This is a genomic window from Pseudomonas nitroreducens, assembly GCF_024170165.1.
GTDB classification, from domain to species: domain Bacteria; phylum Pseudomonadota; class Gammaproteobacteria; order Pseudomonadales; family Pseudomonadaceae; genus Pseudomonas; species Pseudomonas nitroreducens_C.
The window spans coordinates 415,379-434,869 of sequence record NZ_JALJXP010000002.1 but is presented as its reverse complement, the minus strand read 5'-3'; the positions used below and the strand labels follow the sequence as shown (position 1 = coordinate 434,869).

General features: G+C 66.7%; 19 protein-coding genes and 1 pseudogene. 6 read left to right on the top strand and 14 right to left on the bottom strand.

What is annotated here, in order from left to right:
• Positions 1-20: 20 nt before the first annotated feature.
• Positions 21-560: a YaeQ family protein gene (locus J2T47_RS06290; RefSeq protein WP_253443475.1), complete on the top strand. Its 540-nt coding sequence runs from the start codon at positions 21-23 to the stop codon at positions 558-560.
• A gap of 67 nt (positions 561-627) precedes the next feature.
• The gene (recJ, locus tag J2T47_RS06285) at positions 628-2,343 is read left to right on the top strand and encodes a single-stranded-DNA-specific exonuclease RecJ (protein WP_253443473.1); all 1,716 of its coding nucleotides are present in this window, start codon (positions 628-630) and stop codon (positions 2,341-2,343) included.
• Positions 2,344-2,538: 195 nt separating this feature from the next.
• Here the strand turns inward: recJ and J2T47_RS06280 are convergent, their stop codons facing one another.
• The 3 genes from J2T47_RS06280 to J2T47_RS06270 are packed head-to-tail and all read right to left on the bottom strand — an operon-like array spanning position 2,539 to position 4,561.
• Positions 2,539-2,859, bottom strand: coding sequence for a hypothetical protein (locus tag J2T47_RS06280; RefSeq protein ID WP_253443471.1), 321 nt, complete (start codon positions 2,857-2,859; stop codon positions 2,539-2,541).
• Positions 2,856-3,380 (bottom strand): thiamine pyrophosphate-binding protein, encoded by a 525-nt coding sequence (locus tag J2T47_RS06275; RefSeq protein ID WP_253443469.1) that lies wholly within the window; start codon positions 3,378-3,380, stop codon positions 2,856-2,858. Before J2T47_RS06275 ends, J2T47_RS06280 begins: the two co-directional genes overlap by 4 nt.
• A complete protein-coding gene (locus J2T47_RS06270; RefSeq protein WP_253443463.1) occupies positions 3,377-4,561 on the bottom strand; it encodes a PepSY-associated TM helix domain-containing protein in 1,185 nt (394 codons plus the stop codon). The genes J2T47_RS06275 and J2T47_RS06270 overlap by 4 nt, the downstream gene beginning before the upstream one ends.
• A 308-nt stretch (positions 4,562-4,869) precedes the next feature.
• On the opposite strand from J2T47_RS06270, the gene J2T47_RS06265 reads away from it, so the two are divergent.
• The 3 genes from J2T47_RS06265 to J2T47_RS06255 all read left to right on the top strand — a co-directional run bounded on the left by J2T47_RS06265 (position 4,870) and on the right by J2T47_RS06255 (position 7,220).
• Positions 4,870-5,490 carry a hypothetical protein gene (locus tag J2T47_RS06265; RefSeq protein ID WP_253443461.1) on the top strand — a complete coding sequence of 207 codons (621 nt, stop codon included), beginning with the start codon at positions 4,870-4,872 and terminating at the stop codon, positions 5,488-5,490.
• Entirely contained in the window at positions 5,487-5,807 is a 321-nt protein-coding gene (locus tag J2T47_RS06260; protein ID WP_253443459.1) for a transcriptional repressor, read from the top strand. The genes J2T47_RS06265 and J2T47_RS06260 overlap by 4 nt, the downstream gene beginning before the upstream one ends.
• Before the next feature lie 306 nt (positions 5,808-6,113).
• Complete coding sequence (locus J2T47_RS06255; RefSeq protein WP_253443456.1) at positions 6,114-7,220, top strand: NADH:flavin oxidoreductase/NADH oxidase; 1,107 nt, start codon at positions 6,114-6,116, stop codon at positions 7,218-7,220.
• A gap of 154 nt (positions 7,221-7,374) precedes the next feature.
• Here J2T47_RS06255 and J2T47_RS06250 read toward each other — a convergent pair whose 3' ends face one another.
• Both J2T47_RS06250 and J2T47_RS06245 read right to left on the bottom strand, forming a co-directional pair.
• The gene (locus tag J2T47_RS06250; RefSeq protein WP_253443453.1) at positions 7,375-7,770 is read right to left on the bottom strand and encodes a TssQ family T6SS-associated lipoprotein; all 396 of its coding nucleotides are present in this window, start codon (positions 7,768-7,770) and stop codon (positions 7,375-7,377) included.
• A gap of 34 nt (positions 7,771-7,804) precedes the next feature.
• Positions 7,805-8,512, bottom strand: a complete 708-nt coding sequence (locus tag J2T47_RS06245; protein WP_253443451.1) for a PEGA domain-containing protein — start codon at positions 8,510-8,512, stop codon at positions 7,805-7,807.
• A 610-nt stretch (positions 8,513-9,122) separates the two neighbouring features.
• Between J2T47_RS06245 and J2T47_RS06240 the strand changes: the two genes are divergently transcribed.
• On the top strand, positions 9,123-9,452 hold the full coding sequence (locus tag J2T47_RS06240) for a hypothetical protein (RefSeq protein WP_253443449.1): 330 nt from the start codon (positions 9,123-9,125) through the stop codon (positions 9,450-9,452).
• Positions 9,453-9,557: 105 nt separating this feature from the next.
• On the opposite strand, the gene J2T47_RS29315 is transcribed toward J2T47_RS06240, so the two are convergent.
• The 9 genes and pseudogenes from J2T47_RS29315 to ydcS form a co-directional block, all read right to left on the bottom strand.
• Positions 9,558-10,355: a PDC sensor domain-containing protein gene (locus J2T47_RS29315; protein ID WP_437180958.1), complete on the bottom strand. Its 798-nt coding sequence runs from the start codon at positions 10,353-10,355 to the stop codon at positions 9,558-9,560.
• Positions 10,356-10,421: 66 nt separating this feature from the next.
• Positions 10,422-10,715: pseudogene (locus tag J2T47_RS29430) on the bottom strand (methyl-accepting chemotaxis protein); the annotation flags it as partial.
• Between the two features lie 189 nt (positions 10,716-10,904).
• Positions 10,905-11,381 (bottom strand): ester cyclase, encoded by a 477-nt coding sequence (locus tag J2T47_RS06230; protein WP_253443447.1) that lies wholly within the window; start codon positions 11,379-11,381, stop codon positions 10,905-10,907.
• Positions 11,382-11,467: 86 nt separating this feature from the next.
• Positions 11,468-13,330 (bottom strand): NAD(P)-binding protein, encoded by a 1,863-nt coding sequence (locus J2T47_RS06225; protein ID WP_253443445.1) that lies wholly within the window; start codon positions 13,328-13,330, stop codon positions 11,468-11,470.
• Between the two features lie 278 nt (positions 13,331-13,608).
• Positions 13,609-15,033, bottom strand: a complete 1,425-nt coding sequence (locus tag J2T47_RS06220) for a gamma-aminobutyraldehyde dehydrogenase (protein ID WP_253443443.1) — start codon at positions 15,031-15,033, stop codon at positions 13,609-13,611.
• A 276-nt stretch (positions 15,034-15,309) separates the two neighbouring features.
• The gene (locus J2T47_RS06215; protein ID WP_024766933.1) at positions 15,310-16,116 is read right to left on the bottom strand and encodes an ABC transporter permease; all 807 of its coding nucleotides are present in this window, start codon (positions 16,114-16,116) and stop codon (positions 15,310-15,312) included.
• Positions 16,106-17,056, bottom strand: a complete 951-nt coding sequence (locus tag J2T47_RS06210; protein ID WP_253443441.1) for an ABC transporter permease — start codon at positions 17,054-17,056, stop codon at positions 16,106-16,108. Before J2T47_RS06210 ends, J2T47_RS06215 begins: the two co-directional genes overlap by 11 nt.
• Position 17,057: 1 nt before the next feature.
• The gene (locus J2T47_RS06205; protein WP_138212585.1) at positions 17,058-18,086 is read right to left on the bottom strand and encodes an ABC transporter ATP-binding protein; all 1,029 of its coding nucleotides are present in this window, start codon (positions 18,084-18,086) and stop codon (positions 17,058-17,060) included.
• Positions 18,087-18,330: 244 nt separating this feature from the next.
• The gene (gene ydcS, locus J2T47_RS06200; protein WP_253443439.1) at positions 18,331-19,476 is read right to left on the bottom strand and encodes a putative ABC transporter substrate-binding protein YdcS; all 1,146 of its coding nucleotides are present in this window, start codon (positions 19,474-19,476) and stop codon (positions 18,331-18,333) included.
• Positions 19,477-19,491 lie beyond the last annotated feature (15 nt).

The window sequence follows — 19,491 nt, the reverse complement described above, 5'->3', positions numbered from 1 at the left end:
AAAATTCGCCGGGAACCCCCATGGCCCTGTCCGCCACGCCCTACAAAGCCGATATCAGCCTGACCGACCTCGACCGTGGGGTCTACGAGACCCTGCGCTTCACCGTCGCCCGTCACCCTTCGGAAACCGAGGAACGCCTGGCGGTGCGCCTGCTCGCCTACGTCATCTGGTACAACGAGCAACTGGCTTTCGGGCGCGGCCTGTCGGACGTGGAAGAGCCCTCGCTCTGGGAAAAGAGCCTGGACGACCGCGTGCTGCACTGGATCGAAGTCGGCCAGCCCGACGCCGAGCGCCTGACCTGGTGCTCGCGCCGCTGCGAGAAGCTGACCCTGGTCGCCTACGGCAACCTGCGCGTGTGGACCACCAAGGTGCTCGACAGCGTGCGCCACCTGAAGAACCTCAACGTCGTCGCCGTGCCCCAGGAGCCGCTGGAGGAAATCTCCCGCGATCTGCCGCGCTCGATCAACTGGACCGTGATGATCAGCGAAGGGACCCTCTTCGTCACCGACGAACGCGGCCAGCACGAGCTGCAAGTGGAATGGCTGATGGGCGAGCGTTAACAGCCCGCAATGCCCGCTGCAACCAGGGCGCCGGGATCGGCGCCTGAATGAATCGACTGGAACACCCATGCGCATCGAATCCCGCCCCCTCCCGCCAACCCTGCCCAACCTGGGCGACCTGCCGCCGCTGCTGACCCGCCTCTACGCCGCCCGTGGCGTACAGAGCGCCGACGAGCTGGACAAGGGCCTGGCGCGGCTGATCCCGTACCAGCAGCTCAAGGGCGTGGACGCGGCAGTGGACCTGCTGGTCGATGCATTGGAGAAGGGCCAGCGGATTCTCTACGTCGGCGACTTCGACGCCGACGGCGCCACCGCCAGCAGCGTCGGCGTGCTGGCGCTGCGCATGCTCGGCGCGGCCTGGGTCGATTACCTGGTGCCCAACCGCTTCGAGTACGGCTACGGCCTGACCCCGGAAATCGTCGCCGTGGCGCTGGAGAAGCGCCCGGAACTGCTGGTGACCGTGGACAACGGCATCTCCAGCATCGACGGCGTCGCCGCCGCCAAGGCCGCCGGCCTGCGCGTGCTGGTCACCGACCACCACCTGCCGGGGCAGGAACTGCCCGCCGCCGACGCCATCGTCAACCCGAACCAGCCCGGCTGCGACTTCCCCAGCAAGGCCATGGCCGGCGTCGGCGTGATCTTCTATGTGATGCTCGCCCTGCGCGCGCGCCTGCGTGAGCGCGGCTGGTTCGCGGCGCGCGGCATCGCCGAGCCGAACCTCGCCGAACTGCTTGACCTGGTGTCCCTGGGCAGTGTCGCCGACGTGGTGCCGCTGGACGCCAACAACCGCATCCTGGTGCACCAGGGCCTCGCGCGCATCCGCGCCGGCCGCGCCCGTCCGGGCCTGCGTGCGCTGCTGGAAGTGGCCGGGCGTGATTGCCGGCGGATCACTTCCACGGACCTCGGCTTCATCCTCGGCCCGCGCCTGAACGCCGCCGGCCGCCTGGACGACATGTCCCTGGGGATCGAACTGCTGCTCTGCGAGGACGAGGCCGTCGCCCGCGACATGGCGGTGCAGCTCGACCAGCTCAACCAGGACCGCAAGGCCATCGAGCAGGGCATGCAGCGCGAGGCGCTGGCCCAGCTCAAGGAACTGCCGGTGGAGGAGATGCCCTTCGGCCTGTGCCTGTTCGACCCGGAATGGCACCAGGGCGTGATCGGCATCCTTGCCTCGCGCCTGAAGGAGCGTTACCACCGTCCGACCATCGCCTTCGCCGATGCCGGCGACGGCACGCTCAAGGGCTCGGCGCGGTCGGTGCCGGGATTCCATATCCGCGATGCGCTGGACGCCGTGGCTGCGCGCCATTCGGGGCTGATCAGCAAGTTCGGCGGCCACGCCATGGCCGCTGGCCTGTCGCTGCCGCAGGAAAACTTCGGCGCCTTCGCCGCCGCTTTCGATGCCGAAGTGCGCCGCCAGCTGGATGAGGAAGACCTCACCGGCCGTCTGCTCTCCGACGGCCAGCTGGGCGCGGAGGAATTCCACCTGGAACTGGCCCGCGCCCTGCGCCAGGCCGGCCCGTGGGGCCAGCATTTCCCCGAGCCGCTGTTCCACGGCATTTTCCAGATCGTCCAGCAGCGGGTGGTTGGCGAGCGTCACCTGAAGCTGGTGCTGAAGACCGAGTGCGGTTCGCTGCAGCTGGACGCCATCGCCTTCAACATCGACCGCGAAGTCTGGCCCAACCCCACCGTGCGTTGGGCGGAAGTGGCCTACAAGCTGGACGTCAACGAATTCCGCGGCAACGAGACGGTGCAGCTGATGGTGGCGCATATCGCGCCGCGTTGAGCCTTTCGCAGGAGCGAGGGGGACGCCATCGTTATTGCTCGCGAACCGGCTCGCCGGTTGTTCCGCTGCAGGGACGGGTTCGCGAGCAAGCTCGCTCCTACGCTGACGGAAACGCCTTGGCTGACCTGTAGGAGCGGGCCATGCCCGCGATCGCGCGCATGGCGCGCTCCTACAATGGACGCGTCGCTATACGCCTCAGATGCCTTTGATCTCGCTCGGCTCCACTTCCACCATGTACCCCGGCCCGACGTCGAAGAGGATGTAGAAATCCCCGCTCGGCCGCTTGAAGGTCAGGCTGGAGTCCGCGCCCAGCTTGCCGGGGATCAGCACCTGGTTGTCGCTGCTCATCACGTCCAGGGTCACGCCCGGCGCGGCGCTGCCGTCGGTGAAGCCGCCGACGCAACGGATGGTGTCGGCATCCAGCGCCGTGCATTCGCAGAAGGGCGCGTGGGCGAGGGCGCCGGCGCTGGCGGTCAGGCCGAGCAGCAGGGCGCTGTACTTGAGGATCGTGTTCATTGGTTGCTCCGGGTCTTTTCCAGCCAGGCCACCAGCGAGGGCGAGGCCTTGTCCAGGGGGATCTGCGTCTGATGCACGGCGCCGTCCCAGCCTTCCACTGTCAGCCACAGCTCGTCGGTCGGGGTGACGCGGGCCGGGATGGTGACCTCGGCGAACTGCTGGTGGCGCGCACCGGCGAACAGCCCTCCGGCGGCGCGCAGGCTGCGCGGCTGGCCGATGCGCAGGTAGGCGGCCTTCACCTGGTGAAAACAGCTGTCGCAGAAGGCCAGGGTGAATGCCTTGACGAAGCCGGCGCGGCCTTCGTCCTCGGGCTCGCCCACTTCCCATTCGGCCATGCGCGCGGTCCACGGGCCGACCTGTACGGCGCCGATCTCGCGCTCGCCCAGGCCGCGCGAACCGCGGTCCAGCCTGGCGTCATGGAAGTACTGCGGCATGAAGCCCAGCGGGATCAGCACCAGCAGGGCACTGAGGTGGAATCGCCAGCGCAGCCACTGGCGGCGCAGCTTGCTGTTGCCGCTCATTGGCTGGCCTCCGGGGTGGCCGCGACGGCGATCCGTTCGCGTGCCTTCTGCTTCTTCAGTTCCTTGGCGGTGGCGATCAGGGTGCGCTTGCTCCAGATCATCAGGCCGCTGAGCACCATCATGCTGAGGATCAGGCCGAACACGAACCAGATCAGCTTGACCCACACGCCGCCGAAATCGCCGGTGTGCAGCGGGCGCATGGACTCGGTGACGAACTCCAGGCCCGAGCGGTCGCCCAGCAGGCGGGTCGAGGCGATGCTGCCGTCATAGGGGTTCACCTGGGCGCTTTCGAACATCAGCGGGTACCAGGCCTTGCCGAAGATGGTCACCGGATCGTAGGCGCTGGAGGGCAGGCGGAAGAAGTTCGGCTCGAAGCCGGGAATGCGCTGCTGGGCGACCAGCACGGCGGCGTCCAGGCCGATGCGCGGCGGCGCCTTGCCGTCTGCGCTCACGGGGATGCTGTCGCGCTGGATGATGGTCGGCACACCCTCGCTGGAGATGGAGATGCTGTTGTCGAACAGCGTCGCCTGGATCAGGAACCAGGTGCCGGTGATGGAGATCACCGCGATGAACCAGATCGACCAGATGCCCATCAGCCGGTGCATGTCGCCCCAGAAGATGCGCGCGCCCTGGCGCAGGCGCAGGGTCGGCTTGAGGAAGCCGCGCCAGAAGCGCTTGTACACCACCAGGCCGGTGACCAGCGACGCCAGCATCGGCAGGCCGAGCAGCGACACCAGGTACCAGCCCCAGCTGAAGCCATGGTTGAACGGCACCAGCCACCAGCCGTGCAGCGCACGGGTGAACTGGCGGAAGTCGAACAGCGGCATCCTGCCCTGGATGACCCCGGTGTAGGGGTTCACGTAGAGCATGGCGGTAGCGCTGTCCGGATAGGTGACGCTGACCCGCAGCGCGAAATGCGTTTCGCTGGGCGCGCTGATCATGCGCACGGCGGCCTGCGGTTGTTGCTGGGCCATGGCCGCGAGCACCTGGTCGTAGCCCAGGCGCTGGGCGTCGTCGTCTGGCGGGTTGGCACGCACGGAGGGGTCGGCGAGCCAGATGATTTCCTGGCTCACGGTGGCCAGGGTGCCGGTGATGCACACCAGGAAGACGAAGAACCAGATGGGCAGGGCCAGCCAGCTGTGGACCAGGAACCAGAGCCTGGAGCGGGATTTCTTGGACATGGGAATCACGGCCACGCAAAAGGGGACAAAGGAAAAGGCCCCCCGCCGGACAGGGCCGACGAGGCGCGAAGACACCAAAGGAGCAGCGGTGTTCTAGGAGTAAGGACGGATGAGATCGAAAAACCGGCCATCTGCAGTTGCAAACAAATGTTTCGGCGCCGGTTTCCCGGCCTTTTCGATTTCTTTACACAATTTCTGTGCGTGTTTTTCGCGGCTCATCCGTCTTGTTATGTGAAAGCGATCGATTCGCAACGGAAGCGAGCGACGTTTCTTTCGAGTAGCGCCCTCAGACAGGAGAATCCCCCCGCATGAACGTTTCCCTTCGCCAGCCCGTGCTGCTGGCCCTGGCGCTGAGCTGTGCGCCACTGGCCAACGCGGACTACCTGTGGCTGGAACGCAGTGCCGGCCAGAGCGCGAAAAGCTATTTCAGCGAGCTGCAGCCCGGCGAGCACCTGCCGGTAGCCCAGCTGGAGAACCCCCGCGTCGTGTTGGGCGAGGGCAAGACCGCGGACATGAAGGCCGGCATCGACTCCTTCGAGATCGGCAACGCGCCCACAGGCGACCTGCGAGTTGCTGCCCAGCGTGCCGAAGGCAACACCCTGACCATCTATCAGGCGCGCGACGGGCGGACCGAAACCCGGGCGCAGAATGATCTGGAGCTGGTGCCCACGACGCCCGGCGGCAACACCTTCGCCCTGCACTGGAAAGGCACCGTGGTGCCGGCCTCGCAGGTCAACGTGTACACCTCCGAGCAGTGGACCCGCAGCCTGAAACCGGCGGCGGACGGCACGGTGACCCTGGTGACGCCGTTCCCGGCGCGCTACGTGCTGGAGGTCTCCGCCCAGGTCAACGGCGGTGCCAGCGTCGACGGCAAGCGCTATGACAGCGTGATCCATGTTTCCACACTGTCTTTCGAGGTGCGCCAATGAGAGTTGCAATCAAGGTCAGTACCCCGGTGCAGCCGCGTCTGCCGCGCCCAGCCCGGCAACTGCTGGAGCACGCCGGCCTGCGCAGCAGCCTGCCGCGGCTGAACATCCTCGATGCGCTGGTGATCTGCGGCAAGGCCACTTCGGTCGAGCTGCACGCGTACCTGGAGGAGCCGGGCTTGCCCATCTCCCTCAGCTGCGTCAGCCAGACCCTGCGCCGGTTGCACCTGTCCGGCCTGCTCGAACGCGACACGAACAAGCGCTACAGCCTGGCCCCCGGTGCGGTAGCCGCGATGGGCAAGTCGAACGAGCTGCACTGACAGCACCAGGTACGTAGGAGCGGACTCCGTCCGCGATTGTTTTCCGCAGGCACACTCTCCGTCTGGGCGACGCCCATCGCGGATAAATCCGCTCCAACGCGAGCCCCGGAGTGCCTGAGTCGGCCTGCAGAGCGGGCCATGCCCGCGATCGCGCGCATGGCGCGCTCCTACGAGGAGCGCCGGCGTTTCCATCGTACTGCAGGTGTCCCGGCTGCGACGGAGCCACCTATCATCCGGGCCTATCCTTAGGCGATCCCGGTCTACAGTTGTAGGACAAGATCTGAAGACCAGAGAGGGAGTGCCACCATGAGCCAGTTGTTCGAGCCCCTGACCCTGCGCCAGCTGACCCTGTCCAACCGCATCGCCGTTTCCCCCATGTGCCAGTACTCCGCCCAGGACGGCCTGGCCAACGACTGGCACCTGGTGCACCTGGGCAGCCGCGCCGTGGGCGGCGCCGGTCTGGTGATAGTCGAGGCCACGGCGGTCGCCCCGGAAGGGCGGATCAGCGCCGAGGACCTGGGCATCTGGAATGACGAGCAGGTCGAGCCGCTGCGGCGCATCACCCGCTTCATCGAATCCCAGGGCGCGGTGGCCGGCGTGCAGCTGGCCCACGCCGGACGCAAGGCGAGCACCTGGGCGCCGTGGCTGGGCAAGCACGGTTCGGTGCCGATCAGCGAAGGCGGCTGGACGCCGGTGGCGCCCTCGGCCATCGCCTTCGACCCGCAGCACACTGCGCCCATCGCCCTGAGCGAAGAGCAGATGGCGACCATCAAGCATCAGTTCGTGCGCGGCGCCGAGCGCGCGCTGGCCGCCGGCTTCAAGATCGCCGAGGTGCATGCCGCCCACGGCTACCTGCTGCACCAGTTCCTTTCGCCGCTCTCCAACCAGCGCCGCGATCAGTACGGTACCTGCTTCGAGAACCGCATCCGCTTCCTCCTGGAGGTCACCGAAGCCGTGCGTGCGGTCTGGCCCCAGGAGCTGCCGCTGTTTGTCCGCCTGTCCGCCACCGACTGGGTGGAGGATGGCTGGAACCCCGACGAGACCGTTGAGCTGGCGCGCCGCCTGAAGAACCTGGGGGTGGACCTGATCGACGTGTCGTCCGGCGGTACCGCGGTGAACGCCGAGATTCCCGTGGGGCCGGGTTACCAGACGCAGTTTGCCGAGCGGGTGCGCAAGGAAGCCGGCGTCGCCAGCGGCACCGTGGGGATGATCACCGAGCCGGTACAGGCCGAACACATCCTGCGTACCGGGCAGGCCGACCTGATCCTGCTGGCCCGCGAACTGCTGCGTGACCCGTACTGGCCGCTGCATGCCGCCGATGAGCTGGGCGGCCAGCAGGTGCCGTGGCCGGCGCAGTACCTGCGCGCCGCGCAACGCGGTACGCCCAAGCGCAAGGCCTACGGGCAGGCCTGATCCGCTGTAGGGGACACGCGGGCTTGCCGAGTGCCCCCGAGTCCCCAATGGCGTTCCTGACGCCGTCGCGGCGCACCCGCCACGTGCCCCTGGGTATGTGCGCCGAGATGGCCGTGAGGGCGCCGTCCGCGCAATTCATGTCTGTGTCATCGATTCAGCGGCCAACTGCCTCTTCGAAAACCGGACCCCACATGGGATGTCCCGCTTCGGCTCTTTCGAGACGGAAAGATGGATTGGTCTGCACTGCACGTTCAAAGGCGAAACGACATTGATTCGGGCGCTCGGTCACGCAGTAACTGAACGCCAGGAACTTGAGCGCCTGCAGTTGCAGCGGCGGTGAGTCGACGCTCCAGATCTTCGGCGAGAGAAATTGCTCCTCAGCCGCGGCATAGTCTCCTGCTTCGAACGATCGTGTTGCTTCGTCGAAGGCCTGCTGCGCCTGTGTCAGGTCGGCGTCCGCGGGCACTTCCGCGAGGTTGTGCCTGCAACCTGTTGCAACTGCCAGGCAGACGATCAACAGAGGCATCGAGAGTGAGCGCAGAGACTTCATGGCTTGGTCCGTGTGGGGAGAGGGGCCGCTGCGTTTACGGAAAGCGGTGGCGAAGCGTCACCGACTGGCCGGAGCCAATCTGCACCTTCTGGCTGTAGCTGGGCAGAGCTGGGTTGCGCAGTTCGACCGTGTAGACGCCGGGTGGCAGTTGCAGCTTGAGCAGCGGCGGGCTGATGCCGCGCTTGTCGCCGTCGATCCAGACTTCGGCCCACGGCTGGACGGACACGATCAGCGTGCCGACCGCGGCGGGTGCAGGCGCGCTGCGCGGTTTGCTTGGGCTGGCCGGTTTCGTGCCGGTGATGGTCAGAGCGTCGCGGGGCGCCGGGCGAACCTTCGGCTCGGTGAGGGCACGCGAGGTGGTTTTCGGCTGCTGGTGTTCCGCAGGCATCTGCGCCGAAACCGCAGCGGGAGAGGGCCTTGTTGCTGGAGCATGGGCGGGGGGGGCAACACTCTGCGCGGCGGGCTCGGTTTGCCTGACGGTGTCGGAGAAGTGCTGACGGTCGTGAGCCGCCGGGGCGGGAGGTTCGTCCGCAGCGGGCGCCGAGGAGGGAGCCAGCGCTGGCTCATCGTCCATGGGCTCCTGGGTAACGGTCACGGTGCTTTCTACCGGGCTGTCCGTGGGCTGCGTTCCTGCAGATGGCTGGGGGCTCGCTTCGTGGTTGGCCGGGGTGACGACGGTGTTGTCGAACGTGCCGGCCTTCCACAGCGCCAGCAGCAGCGCGCAGGCGGCAACGCCGACCATCAGCAACCCGTTCACCAATGGCCTGGGCGCGGGGCGGTTGGGGCTGGCCGCTGGCAGAACGGCAGGTGGCTCCTGCTGCGCCGCCTGTACGGATGGCCGGACAGGGGAAGGTGAAGCAACCGCAGGGCGTGGCATCACGGTGTAGGCGGTGCCAGGACCGTCCCAGGAACTCAGGGTATCGAAGGGAGCAGAACCGGCACGCGCAGTGCCCGGAGGTGTCCGGGTGTCGTGGGAGCGGGGGGCGTTCGCGGAGGGTTCCATCGTGCGGCATCTTCAAGGGGGTGACGAAGAGGCCTGGCCCTCGTACTGGAAGCGGGGCGCCGTGCGCGACGAGAAGCAGGCATTCAATGTTCGAAAAATGGCCGCGGATCATAGATAGCCGATTTCCACGGCTCAAATGCGCTCGGTGGTTTCCGTCGCCGGGGTGGGGATTTGAGGATCAGGTCGCGCTTTGTGGCGGCTTACGAAGTGCCCGTGCGGGAGGTGTGACCGAAAAGTCAGGAAAAGAAATGAAATGTGATATCTGTCGCGCAGTGGCGCTGTGATGCTACTCTCACCGCGCTCGCGCAAGGATTGCGCCACTACCCATCAGAGCACCTCTGGAGCACGCATGGACGCTTCTGCAACGCCTGCTGTCATCCCGCAATCGGAAATCGCCCTGCTGGCGAACATCCTCGCCCTCGCCACCCGCAACATGTCCAACCTCAGCACGCTGATCACCCAGTTGTCGGTGGAGCTCGGCCACAGCCCCGATCCGCACCTGCAGCGCGTGGGCCAGCGGGTGCTGGCGGATGTGGATGTGCTGGCGAAGTCCCTGGATACCCAGTGGGAGCTGATCGGCGCGCTGTCGCGCTTCTGCCCGCTGCTGTCGCGTACACCGCTGGTGAAGCCGGCGCTGGTGACGGAAATCCATATCACCGAGCTGCCCCAGCGGACGTAGGTCGAGCCAGGGTTCGCGAGCAAGCTCGCTCCTACAGCCTGTCCCCGCTCTGGAGCCGGCCTTGTAGGAGCGAGCTTGCTTGCGAACGGCGCCATCGTCTGGCGCTCATTCGCCGGCCTGCGCCAGCTCGAAGCTCATCATCAGCGCCCAGGGCGCATCGCTGTCGCCCACGCGGATGGGTTGCAGCAGTTGCACGCGGCGGCCCTTCACCTGTTCCCAGCTGCGGCCCTGGGCGATGGCGTTGCGCGCTTCCTGTGGCAGTTCGCTGGCCTGGTCGCCCAGACGCCTGGCATCCGGGTGGGTGACGTAGACGCCGGCGTTCGACAGCAGCGTGTACTGGCCATTGCCCATGGGCGTCAGCTTGCCGAGGTTTTCCTGCAGCTGGTGCAGGGTGTAGTCCGCGCCGAGGATGCCGAGGAAGCGGCCGTTGGCGGTCATGGGTGACATGAACGAAGTCATCAGCACGGTGCTGCCGCCGACGCTGTATTCATAGGGTTCCATGAATACGTCGCGGCCCTTGTTGCGCGGGACCTGGTACCAGTCGCCGCTGCCGTCGGCCTTGTCGTAGCCGACAAGGCATTCGCGCTGGGCCACGCCGCTGCCGCGGTGCCAGTAGGCCATCAGGCGCCCGCTGGCGTCGTGGCCGGGGGCGTCGATGAACTCGCGGTCGCGGCCGTCGAAGGCGTTGGGCTCGCAACCGCAGGCGAAGGCCAGCAGCTCGGGGTTGCGGGTCAGGTATTCGTGCATCACCGCGTCGATCTGCTCGCGCTGCGGGCCAAGGTTGCGGCTCTTCATGCCGAGGATGAAGTGCTTGAGGCCGTAGAGCGCGGTGGCCATCACGGCGAAGCGCGCCTCCAGGCGCTGGGTCTCGCTGGCCAGCACCACGCGGGCGGTGTCCAGCAGGCTGGAGTGCTCGGCCTGTTCGACATCGGCCAGGGCGCGGGCGCTCTCGCTCCTGATCGAGGCGACGACGTTGCCGATGTCGGCGGTGGCATTGGCCGACTGGGTGGCCAGGCGGCGCACCTCGTCGGCGACCACCGCGAAGCCGCGCCCGCTTTCCCCGGCGCGGGCGGCTTCGATGGCGGCGTTGAGGGCCACCAGATTGGTGTTCCTGGCGATCTGCTTGATGACTTCGGAGACCTTGCTGATCTCGGTCCAGCGCACGTTGAGGTCGGCGATCAGCTGCTTAACCTGGTCGATGGTGGAGCGCGTGCTGGAGCTGTCTTCGGCCTTGGCGGGCCGTGGTTCGAGTGTGATTGACATGGCTTGTGACACTGCAGTGGCGGAGGAGGGCAGGGGTAGGCGAGGGCTTCTTTCTGGTTATGTCGACCGCGCCCCGAGGCGTGGCCGGTGATGCTCTCTGTAGGAGCGGGCCATGCCCGCGATCGCGCCCATGGGGCGCTCCTACAAAGGCGGCGCAGGGCGGATGACGCCCTGCGTGCCCGACGTCTGTTACCAGCCCAGTTGCTTGTGCAGGCCCAGGGCGTCGTAGTAGTCGCCCTGGTAGACGATCTTGCCGTCCTTGACCTTCACGTAGCTCACGCCGTCGAACGACAGCGGCTTGTTGGTCGCCGGGGTCTGGGCATCCCAGGCGCCGGTGTTGGTGCCGCTGAAGGTCCACTGGAAGGCGATGCCGTCCTTGTCGACGATCGGCTTGCCGTTCATCTTCCACTTGAGGTCCGGAACGGCACCCACGAACACCTTGATCACATTGTCGCGCGCGGCTTCGCGGCCCTTCTGCGGGGTGCCGACGGTGACGTCGAAGTACTCCGCATCCTTGGCCAGGTAGCCGGCGGCCTTCTCGGCATCGTGGGCGTTCCACGCGGCCATGTAGGCATCGACGATCTGTTTGGGCGACTCTGCTGCCTGTACGAGGCTGGCAAAGGTGAACAGCGACAGCAGGTAAAACGCTCTGACGAGGTGACGCATGCTTGCCTCCGTTGCGGGCGTGCCCGCGGGTTGTCGGCCGGATGGCCGTTGAGTGCGGCGCCACGCAGGGCGTGGCGCCGGGTCTGTCAGGACAGTTCGCCCACCGCGCGCCAGGCTTCATCGATGGCGGCGTGGGCATAGGCGTCCCAGGCAGCATCGGAGTTGGCGATGGTGACGTTGCCGACCTGGGTGCGGGCCAGGTTCATCAGTTTTTCGCTCTCTTGCTCATCATCGAAGAGGCTGTTGGAGAAGTACGAATAGCCGTGCGACCAGCGGTTGATGGTGATCGCCTGGATATCCTTCTGATGGTCGAAGCCGGCCGGGCCGAGCATGGCCTGCAGCTGGTCGCGGATCATGCCTTCCATGTATTCGAAGCTCATGCCGTAGAGCTTGCCGCGGCCGGCGCGGGCCTGGGTCCGCGCGTCCATGCCGGAGTTGGGGCTGGTGGGCACGTAGACCATGTGCAGGCCGATGGGCTGGTTCGGGTCGCGCGGGTGGCTGTAGCCGCCGATGTCCACCGGGTAGTCCAGTTTCACGCGGCTGTACGGCTGGCTCGGCGCGTAGATCTCGTGCACGCCCAGCTTCATGAAGCTCTGCCAGTTGCGGATCACCACCTTGGTGTACACCAGCGGGAACTTCACGTTCTGCGCCAGGGCGTGGCTCTGCTCGGCGGGGAGGTCGCGCAGGATGTAGGGGATGATCATGTTGTAACAGGCCAGCACGCAGTGCCTGGCGCGCACGCGGTGCAGGGCGCCGGCGCGGCTGTAGCCGACATCCACGCCGCCATCGCGATTCTTCACGCTCACCGCGGTGCTGTTCAGGCGCAGGTTCACGGCGTTCTTCGGCTGGTCCAGCTTGGCGTAGTCGAAGGTGGCCAGGACGATGTCGTTCATGTCCTTGCCCGGCGCCACGCCGGGAATCAGGCCGCGCACCAGCAGGCGCGCGAGCGAGGCGTTGCCGTCGGGGAAGTGGTAGATGTACGGCTCTTCCATCTCCGCCTTGGCTTCCTCGCTGATGGGCGAGAGGTCCATGGCGGCGAAGCCGGGGAAGCCCACGGAGTAGGCCGAGTCGGCGGGGACGGCGTCGATGCTCAGTGCCGAGAAGTCGTTGGTGCGGCTGAGGAAGTAGCGGGTGGCGGCTTCGCTCAGGCCGACGTCCTTGCGCAGGAAGTCCTGGTAGCTGGTCTTGGCCAGGTGCGCTTCCTTCTCTTCGCGGGTCTTGCCGGCGAGGTAGTCTTTCGGTGCTTCGTGCAGGTCGATCAGCGCCTGGCGGTCGGCCTCGGGCAGCGGGAAGTCGGAGATGAACGCGCGCCAGCTGCGCGCGTTGAGTTTTTCCGGGGCGATGTCGTCGGCCACCATGGGCGTCGGGTCGCCGGACACCATCTTCGCCTCGCCGAAGCCGGCCTTGTCGAAGAACACCCCGCGGGACAGGCCCAGGTTCGGGTAGAAGTCGCGGTCGAAGGCGGTCTCGAAACGGTCCACGTCGACGTTGAGCTGCTTGAGCAGCTTGTTCACCGTGTCGCTGTACAGGTGCTTGGGCGACTGGAAGGCTTCGCTGCCGCCATAGCCGAGGATCATCCGGCCGCCGGCCTGGAATTCGTTGCGCTTGGCGTGGCCACCGAAGTCGTCGTGGTTCTCGATGATCAGCACGCGGGCCTTGGGGTGCTGCTGCCGGTAGAACCAGGCTGCGGACAGGCCGCTGATGCCACCGCCGACCACCACCAGGTCGTACTGCTCCTCGATCTTCAGGCCATCGGTGTCGAACACCTTCTTCTCCCAGCCCATCTGGTGCGCGACCTCGAACGCGCCGGGATGGCTGCCGCGCAGGCCGGTGAGGGCGGGCGGGTAGTAGCGGCCGGAGGGGGCGGCCTGGAGAAGTTGCAGCGGGGTGAGGCCCGCGCCGATGGTGAGGGCAACGCCGTTGAGGAAGTCGCGGCGGGTGATGGTCATGGGAAGTCCTTGCAAGGTGATGGCCCGGGGCACGGGCTGTCATGGTTTTGCCCTTCCGTCCGGAAGGGTTTGCGGCATGCGTGGCCGCGCGGCGGTCCCGGTCGAGCGGGGCGCCGTTTTGTAGCTTTGGATCTTTACGATGTTGCGAGGAGCCAACGACCGCGCGAGCTAGAGCAGGACGAGGCGGAAACGGGGGCGGGCCCAGGAGTTTACGAGCTGTAAATGACTGGGCCCGCCCCCGTTTCCAACGCTGTACTGCCTACGCGCAGCCGGTCGTTTTAGTGTTTGATCATGACGTGGCGGATGGCTGTGTAGTCTTCGAGACCGTACATGGACATGTCCTTGCCGTAGCCCGACAGCTTCATGCCGCCGTGGGGCATCTCGGTGGTCAGCATGAAGTGCGTGTTGACCCAGGTGCAGCCGTACTGCAGACGCGCGGACAGGCGATGGGCGCGGCCGATGTCGCTGGTCCAGACCGAGGAGGCCAGGCCGTAGTCGGAGTCGTTCGCCCAGGCCAGCGCCTGTGCTTCGTCCTCGAACTCGGTGACCGAAACCACCGGGCCGAAGATTTCGCGGCGGACCACTTCGTCGTCCTGGCGGGCGCCGGCGAGTACGGTCGGCTCGAAGAAGAAGCCCGCACGGTCGGCACGCTTGCCGCCGGTGACCACTTCGATGTGCGGCACCTGGCGGGCGCGCTCGACGAAGCCGATGACGCGCTCCAGGTGCTGTTCGGTGATGACCGGGCCCAGCTCGGTGTTCGGGTCGTCCTGCTCGCCGTACTGGATGCTGGCCACCGCTTCGCCGAGCTTCTCCACGAACTTGGCGTAGATACCCTTCTGCGCATAGATGCGGCAGGCGGCGGTGCAGTCCTGGCCGGCGTTGTAGAAGCCGAAGGTGCGGATGCCTTCCACGGCGGCGTCGATGTCGGCGTCGTCGAAGATCAGCACCGGGGCCTTGCCGCCCAGTTCCATGTGCATGCGCTTCACGGTGTCGGCGGTGCCGGCGATGATGCGGCTGCCGGTGGCGACCGAACCGGTCAGCGACACCATGCGCACTTTCGGGTGGGTGGTCAGCGGCTCGCCGACGCTCGGGCCACGGCCGAACACCAGGTTGACCACGCCGGCAGGGAAGATGGCGGCCATCAGCTCGGCCAGGCGCAGGGCGGTCAGCGGGGTCTGCTCGGAAGGCTTGAGCACCACGGTGTTGCCGGCGGCCAGGGCCGGGCCGAGTTTCCACGCGACCATCATCAGCGGGTAGTTCCACGGTGCGATGGAGGCAACCACGCCCACCGGGTCGCGGCGGATCATCGAGGTGTGGCCCGGCAGGTATTCACCGGCGGCGGAGCCCTGCATCACGCGGCAGGCGCCGGCGAAGAAACGGAACACGTCGGCGACGGCCGGCAGCTCGTCGTTCAGCGCGGCGGAGTAGGGCTTGCCGCAGTTATTGGATTCCAGGCGAGCCAGTTCCTCGGCGTTGGCGTCGATGGCGTCGGCCAGTTGCAGCAGGAGCATGGCGCGGTCCTTCGGCGCGGTCTGCGACCAGCTGTCGAAGGCGGCGTCGGCGGCCAGCACGGCGGCGTCGACCTGGGCCGGGGTGGCCTCGGCGATTTCCACCAGGGTGGTACCCAGCGATGGGTTCAGGACGGCGAGCTTCTCGCCTTCGCCAGCGACCAGTTGGCCGTTGATCAGCAGATGGGTTTGCATGGTTGAGTCCTCTTGTTCAGAAGCGTGGTGCAAATTCGGTTGGGGTGTTTCTTTTTAGGGGCCTGCCGGTTGTGGAGCGGCGGGCCTGAGGGGTTCTTTGGGTTGGGAGCGGGGGCTTTCCCTCTCCCTAACCCTCTCCCTGAAGGGAGAGGGGATATCCGTGCTGGGCGAACCTTCATGTCTGCCGGCGAACTCGGTGCTAACAGGGCACGCCGAACAGGCTCCCTCTCCCTTCAGGGAGAGGGCGGGGGGAGAGGGCCGCTTGGCACATGACTGTCACTTGCCGCTCCCCGCTACGCCCTCACCACCCTTGGTCAGGTAGTAGGCGCCGAGGATCGGCAGCATGGTCACGATCATCACCAGCATCGCCACCACGTTGGTTACCGGCACGTCGCGCGGGCGGCCCAGCTGGTTGAGCAGCCAGATCGGCAGGGTGCGTTCATGGCCGGCGGTGAAGGTGGTGACGATGATCTCGTCGAAGGACAGCGCGAACGCCAGCATGCCGCCGGCCAGCAGTGCCGAGCCGAGGTTGGGCAGGATCACGTAGCGGAAGGTCTGCCAGCCGTCGGCGCCCAGGTCCATCGAGGCTTCGATGAGGCTGTGCGAGGTGCGGCGGAAGCGCGCGATGACGTTGTTGTAGACGATCACCACGCAGAAGGTCGCGTGGCCGATGACGATGGTCAGGAAGCCCGGTTCGATGCCGAGGGTCTTGAACGCCGACAGCAGCGCGATGCCGGTGATGATGCCGGGCAGGGCGATCGGCAGGATCAGCATCAGCGAGATGCCTTCCTTGCCGAAGAAGTCGCGACGGTACAGCGCGGCCGCGGCCAGGGTGCCCAGGAGCATGGCGATCAGCGTGGCGACGCTGGCGATCTTCACCGACAGCTCGATGGCTTCGAGCACGTCCTGGCGCGCGAAGGCGACGCTGAACCAGTGCAGGGTGAAGCCCTTGGGCGGGAAGCTGAAGGCCGCGTCCTCGGTGTTGAAGGCGTACAGGAAGATGATCAGGATCGGGAAGTGCAGGAACACCAGCCCGCCCCAGGCGGCCGCTTTCAGCCCCCAGGATGCTTTCTCAGAGTGCATCGAAGGCCCCCAGACGTTTGACGATGGAGAGATAGACCGCGATCAGCACGATGGGCACCAGGGTGAAGGCGGCGGCCATCGGCATGTTGCCGATCGCGCCCTGCTGGGCGTAGACCATGCTGCCGATGAAGTAGCCCGGCGGGCCCACCAGCTGCGGCACGATGAAGTCGCCCAGGGTCAGGCTGAAGGTGAAGATCGAGCCGGCGGCGATGCCGGGGATCGACAGCGGCAGGATCACCTGCAGGAAGGTCTGCCGCGGGTGCGCGCCGAGGTCGGCCGAGGCTTGCAGCAGTGACGGCGGCAGGCGCTCCAGGGAGGCCTGGATCGGCAGGATCATGAACGGCAGCCAGATGTACACGAACACCAGGAAGCGCCCGAAGCTGGAGGTGGACAGGGTGTTGCCACCGACGCCCGGAATGCCCAGCAGCAGGTTCAGCACGGGCTCAAGACCGAGGTGCTGGACGAACCACATGGCGACGCCGCCCTTGGCCAGCAGCAGGGTCCAGGCGTAGGCCTTGACGATGTAGCTGGCCCACATCGGCATCATCACGGCGATGTAGAAGAACGCCTTGGTCTTGCCGGTGGTGTAGCGCGCCATGTAGTAGGCGATGGGGAAGGCCACCGCGCCACTGGCGATGGACACCGCGACCGCCATCAGCACGGTGCGCTGGATGATGTCGAAGTTGGAGCCACTGAGCAGCGAGCCGAAGTTGGCCCAGGTCAGGTCCGGCGTCACCGTCATGGTGAAGTCGTCGAAGGTGTAGAAACCCTGCCACAGCAGCGTCAGCAGCGAGCCGAGGTAGATGGCGCCGAACCACAGCAGCGGCGGGATCAGCAGCAGCGAGAGGTACAGCGTCGGCTTGCGGTAGAGCAGGTTGCACAGGCGGCGCAGCGGGCCATTGCTGGCCTGCGGCACCGGTGCGTTCATCGTCAGTTCCATCTCACGCGCCCTCGTTCAGCACCACCATCGCCTCGCGCGCCCAGCGGGCGGTCACGCGCTGGCCCGGCTGGTGGGCGAGGTCGATGTCGGCCCACTGGCTGTTGGCCTGGCTGAGGCAGAGGTTCTGGCCGTTGTCGAGACGGATTTCGTAGCGGGTCGCTGCGCCCTGGTATTGGATGTCGTGCAGCAGGCCGCTGATCTCGATGTCCGAGGCGCTGCGCTCGCCATTGGCGAAACGGATGTGCTCGGGACGGATGGAGAAGGGCTGGGCGTTGCCGGTCAGGCCCTGGGCGAGGTCGCCGCGCAGCACGTTGGAGGTGCCGACGAATTCCGCCACGAACGGGGTGGCCGGTTTCATGTAGAGGTTGCGCGGGGTGTCGACCTGTTCGATGCGGCCCTTGTTGAACACCGCCACGCGGTCGGACATGGACAGCGCTTCGCTCTGGTCGTGGGTGACGAAGATGAAGGTGATGCCCAGCTGGCGCTGCAGCTTCTTCAGCTCGCTCTGCATCTGCTCGCGCAGCTTGAGGTCCAGCGCGCCGAGGGGTTCGTCCAGCAGCAGCACGCGCGGGCGATTCACCAGGGCGCGGGCCAGGGCAACGCGCTGGCGCTGGCCGCCGGAGAGCTGCACCGGCTTGCGCACGCCATAGCCGCCCAGGGCGACCATGCCGAGGGCTTCCTCGGCGCGCTTGAGGCGCTCGGCCTTGCCGATGCCTTTCACTTTCAGGCCGTAGGCGACGTTCTCCAGCACGCTCATGTGCGGGAACAGCGCGTAGTCTTGGAACACCGTGTTGACGTCACGCTGGTAGGGCGGCAGGCCGGCGGCCTCCTCGCCATGGATGCGGATGGAGCCTGCGCTGGGTTGCTCGAAGCCGGCGATCAGGCGCAGGCAGGTGGTCTTGCCCGAGCCCGACGGGCCGAGCATGGAGAAGAACTCGCCGTCCTTGATGTCGATGGACACCCGGTCAACGGCCTTGACGTCGCCGAACTGGCGGGAGACCTGGGTGAATTGAACAGCGGGAGTGGTCATGGTGCACGCTCCAAGGGGCAGGAATCCGGCGTAGGGGAGCCCTGCCCGTGAATCTGAGATACGGGTGAATCGGTACGGATGTGGTTCGCGGGTAGGCGTTACGCCGAACAGCTCCCTCTCCCTTCAGGGAGAGGGTTGGGGAGAGGGCGGCCGGGCATCGGAGCCAGCGGCATCACCCTCTCCCCCAGCCCCTCTCCCTGAAGGGGGAGGGGAGCCAGTCATGCGCTCGGGGGAAACCCCTGCCTCAACGGCCGCCCATGATCCCGATGTAGTCCTGGGTCCAGCGGCTGTACGGGACGAACTTGCCACCCTCGGCCACCGGGGTCTTCCAGAACGCGATCTTGTCGAACTGGTTGTAGCCGTTGGTGGCGCAGCCTTCGCCGCCCAGCAGGGTGCTGGCCTTGCAGCCTTCGGGCACGGCCGGCACGGAGCCGAACCAGGCGGCCACGTCGCCCTGGACCTTGGGTTCCAGCGACCAGTTCAGCCACTTGTAGGCGCAGCTCGGGTGCTGGGCATCGGCGTGCAGCATGGTGGTGTCGGCCCAGCCAGTGACGCCTTCCTTCGGGAACACCGTGGCGATCGGCTGACCTTCGGCCTTCAGGGCGTTGGCCTGGTACGGCCAGGCGCTGGAAGCGGCGACGCCTTCGTTCTTGAAGTCGCTCATCTGCACGGTGGTGTCGTGCCAGTAGCGGTGGATCAGGTCATGCTGCTTGCGCAGCAGTTCGACCACGGCGGCGTACTGTTTCTCGTCGAGCTGGTACGGGTCGGTGATGCCCAGCTCCGGCTGGGTGGCCTTCAGGTACAGCGCGGCGTCGGCGACGTAGATCGGGCCGTCGTAGGCCTGCACGCGGCCCTTGTTCGGCTTGCCGTCGGGCAGGTTCTGGGCGTCGAACACGACCTTCCAGCTGTCCGGCGCGGTGGGGAAGATCTTGGTGTTGTACATCAGCAGGTTCGGGCCCCACTGGTACGGCGCGCCGTAGGTCTTGCCGTTGACCACGTACCAGGCGGCGTCCTTCAGACGCGGGTCGATGTTCTTCCAGTTGGGGATCAGCGAGGGGTCGATCGGCTGCACGCGCTTGCCGTAGATCAGGCGCAGGGAGGCGTCGCCGGATGCAGTGACCAGGTCGTAGCCGCCCTTGGCCATCAGGCTGACCATCTCGTCGGAGGTGGCCGCGGTCTTCACGTTGACCTGGCAGCCGGTGTCCTTCTCGAACTGGGTGACCCAGTCGTAGTTCTTGTCGGACTGGCCGCGCTCGATGTAGCCGGGCCAGGCGATGATGTCCAGGCGGCCTTCGCCCTTGCCGACTTCCTTCAGGGCCTCGGCAGCCTGGACGCCGGCGCTGGCCAGCAGGGCGGTGGTGATGGCACTGAGCAGTGCTGTCTTGCGCATCGGGTGTCTCCCTCT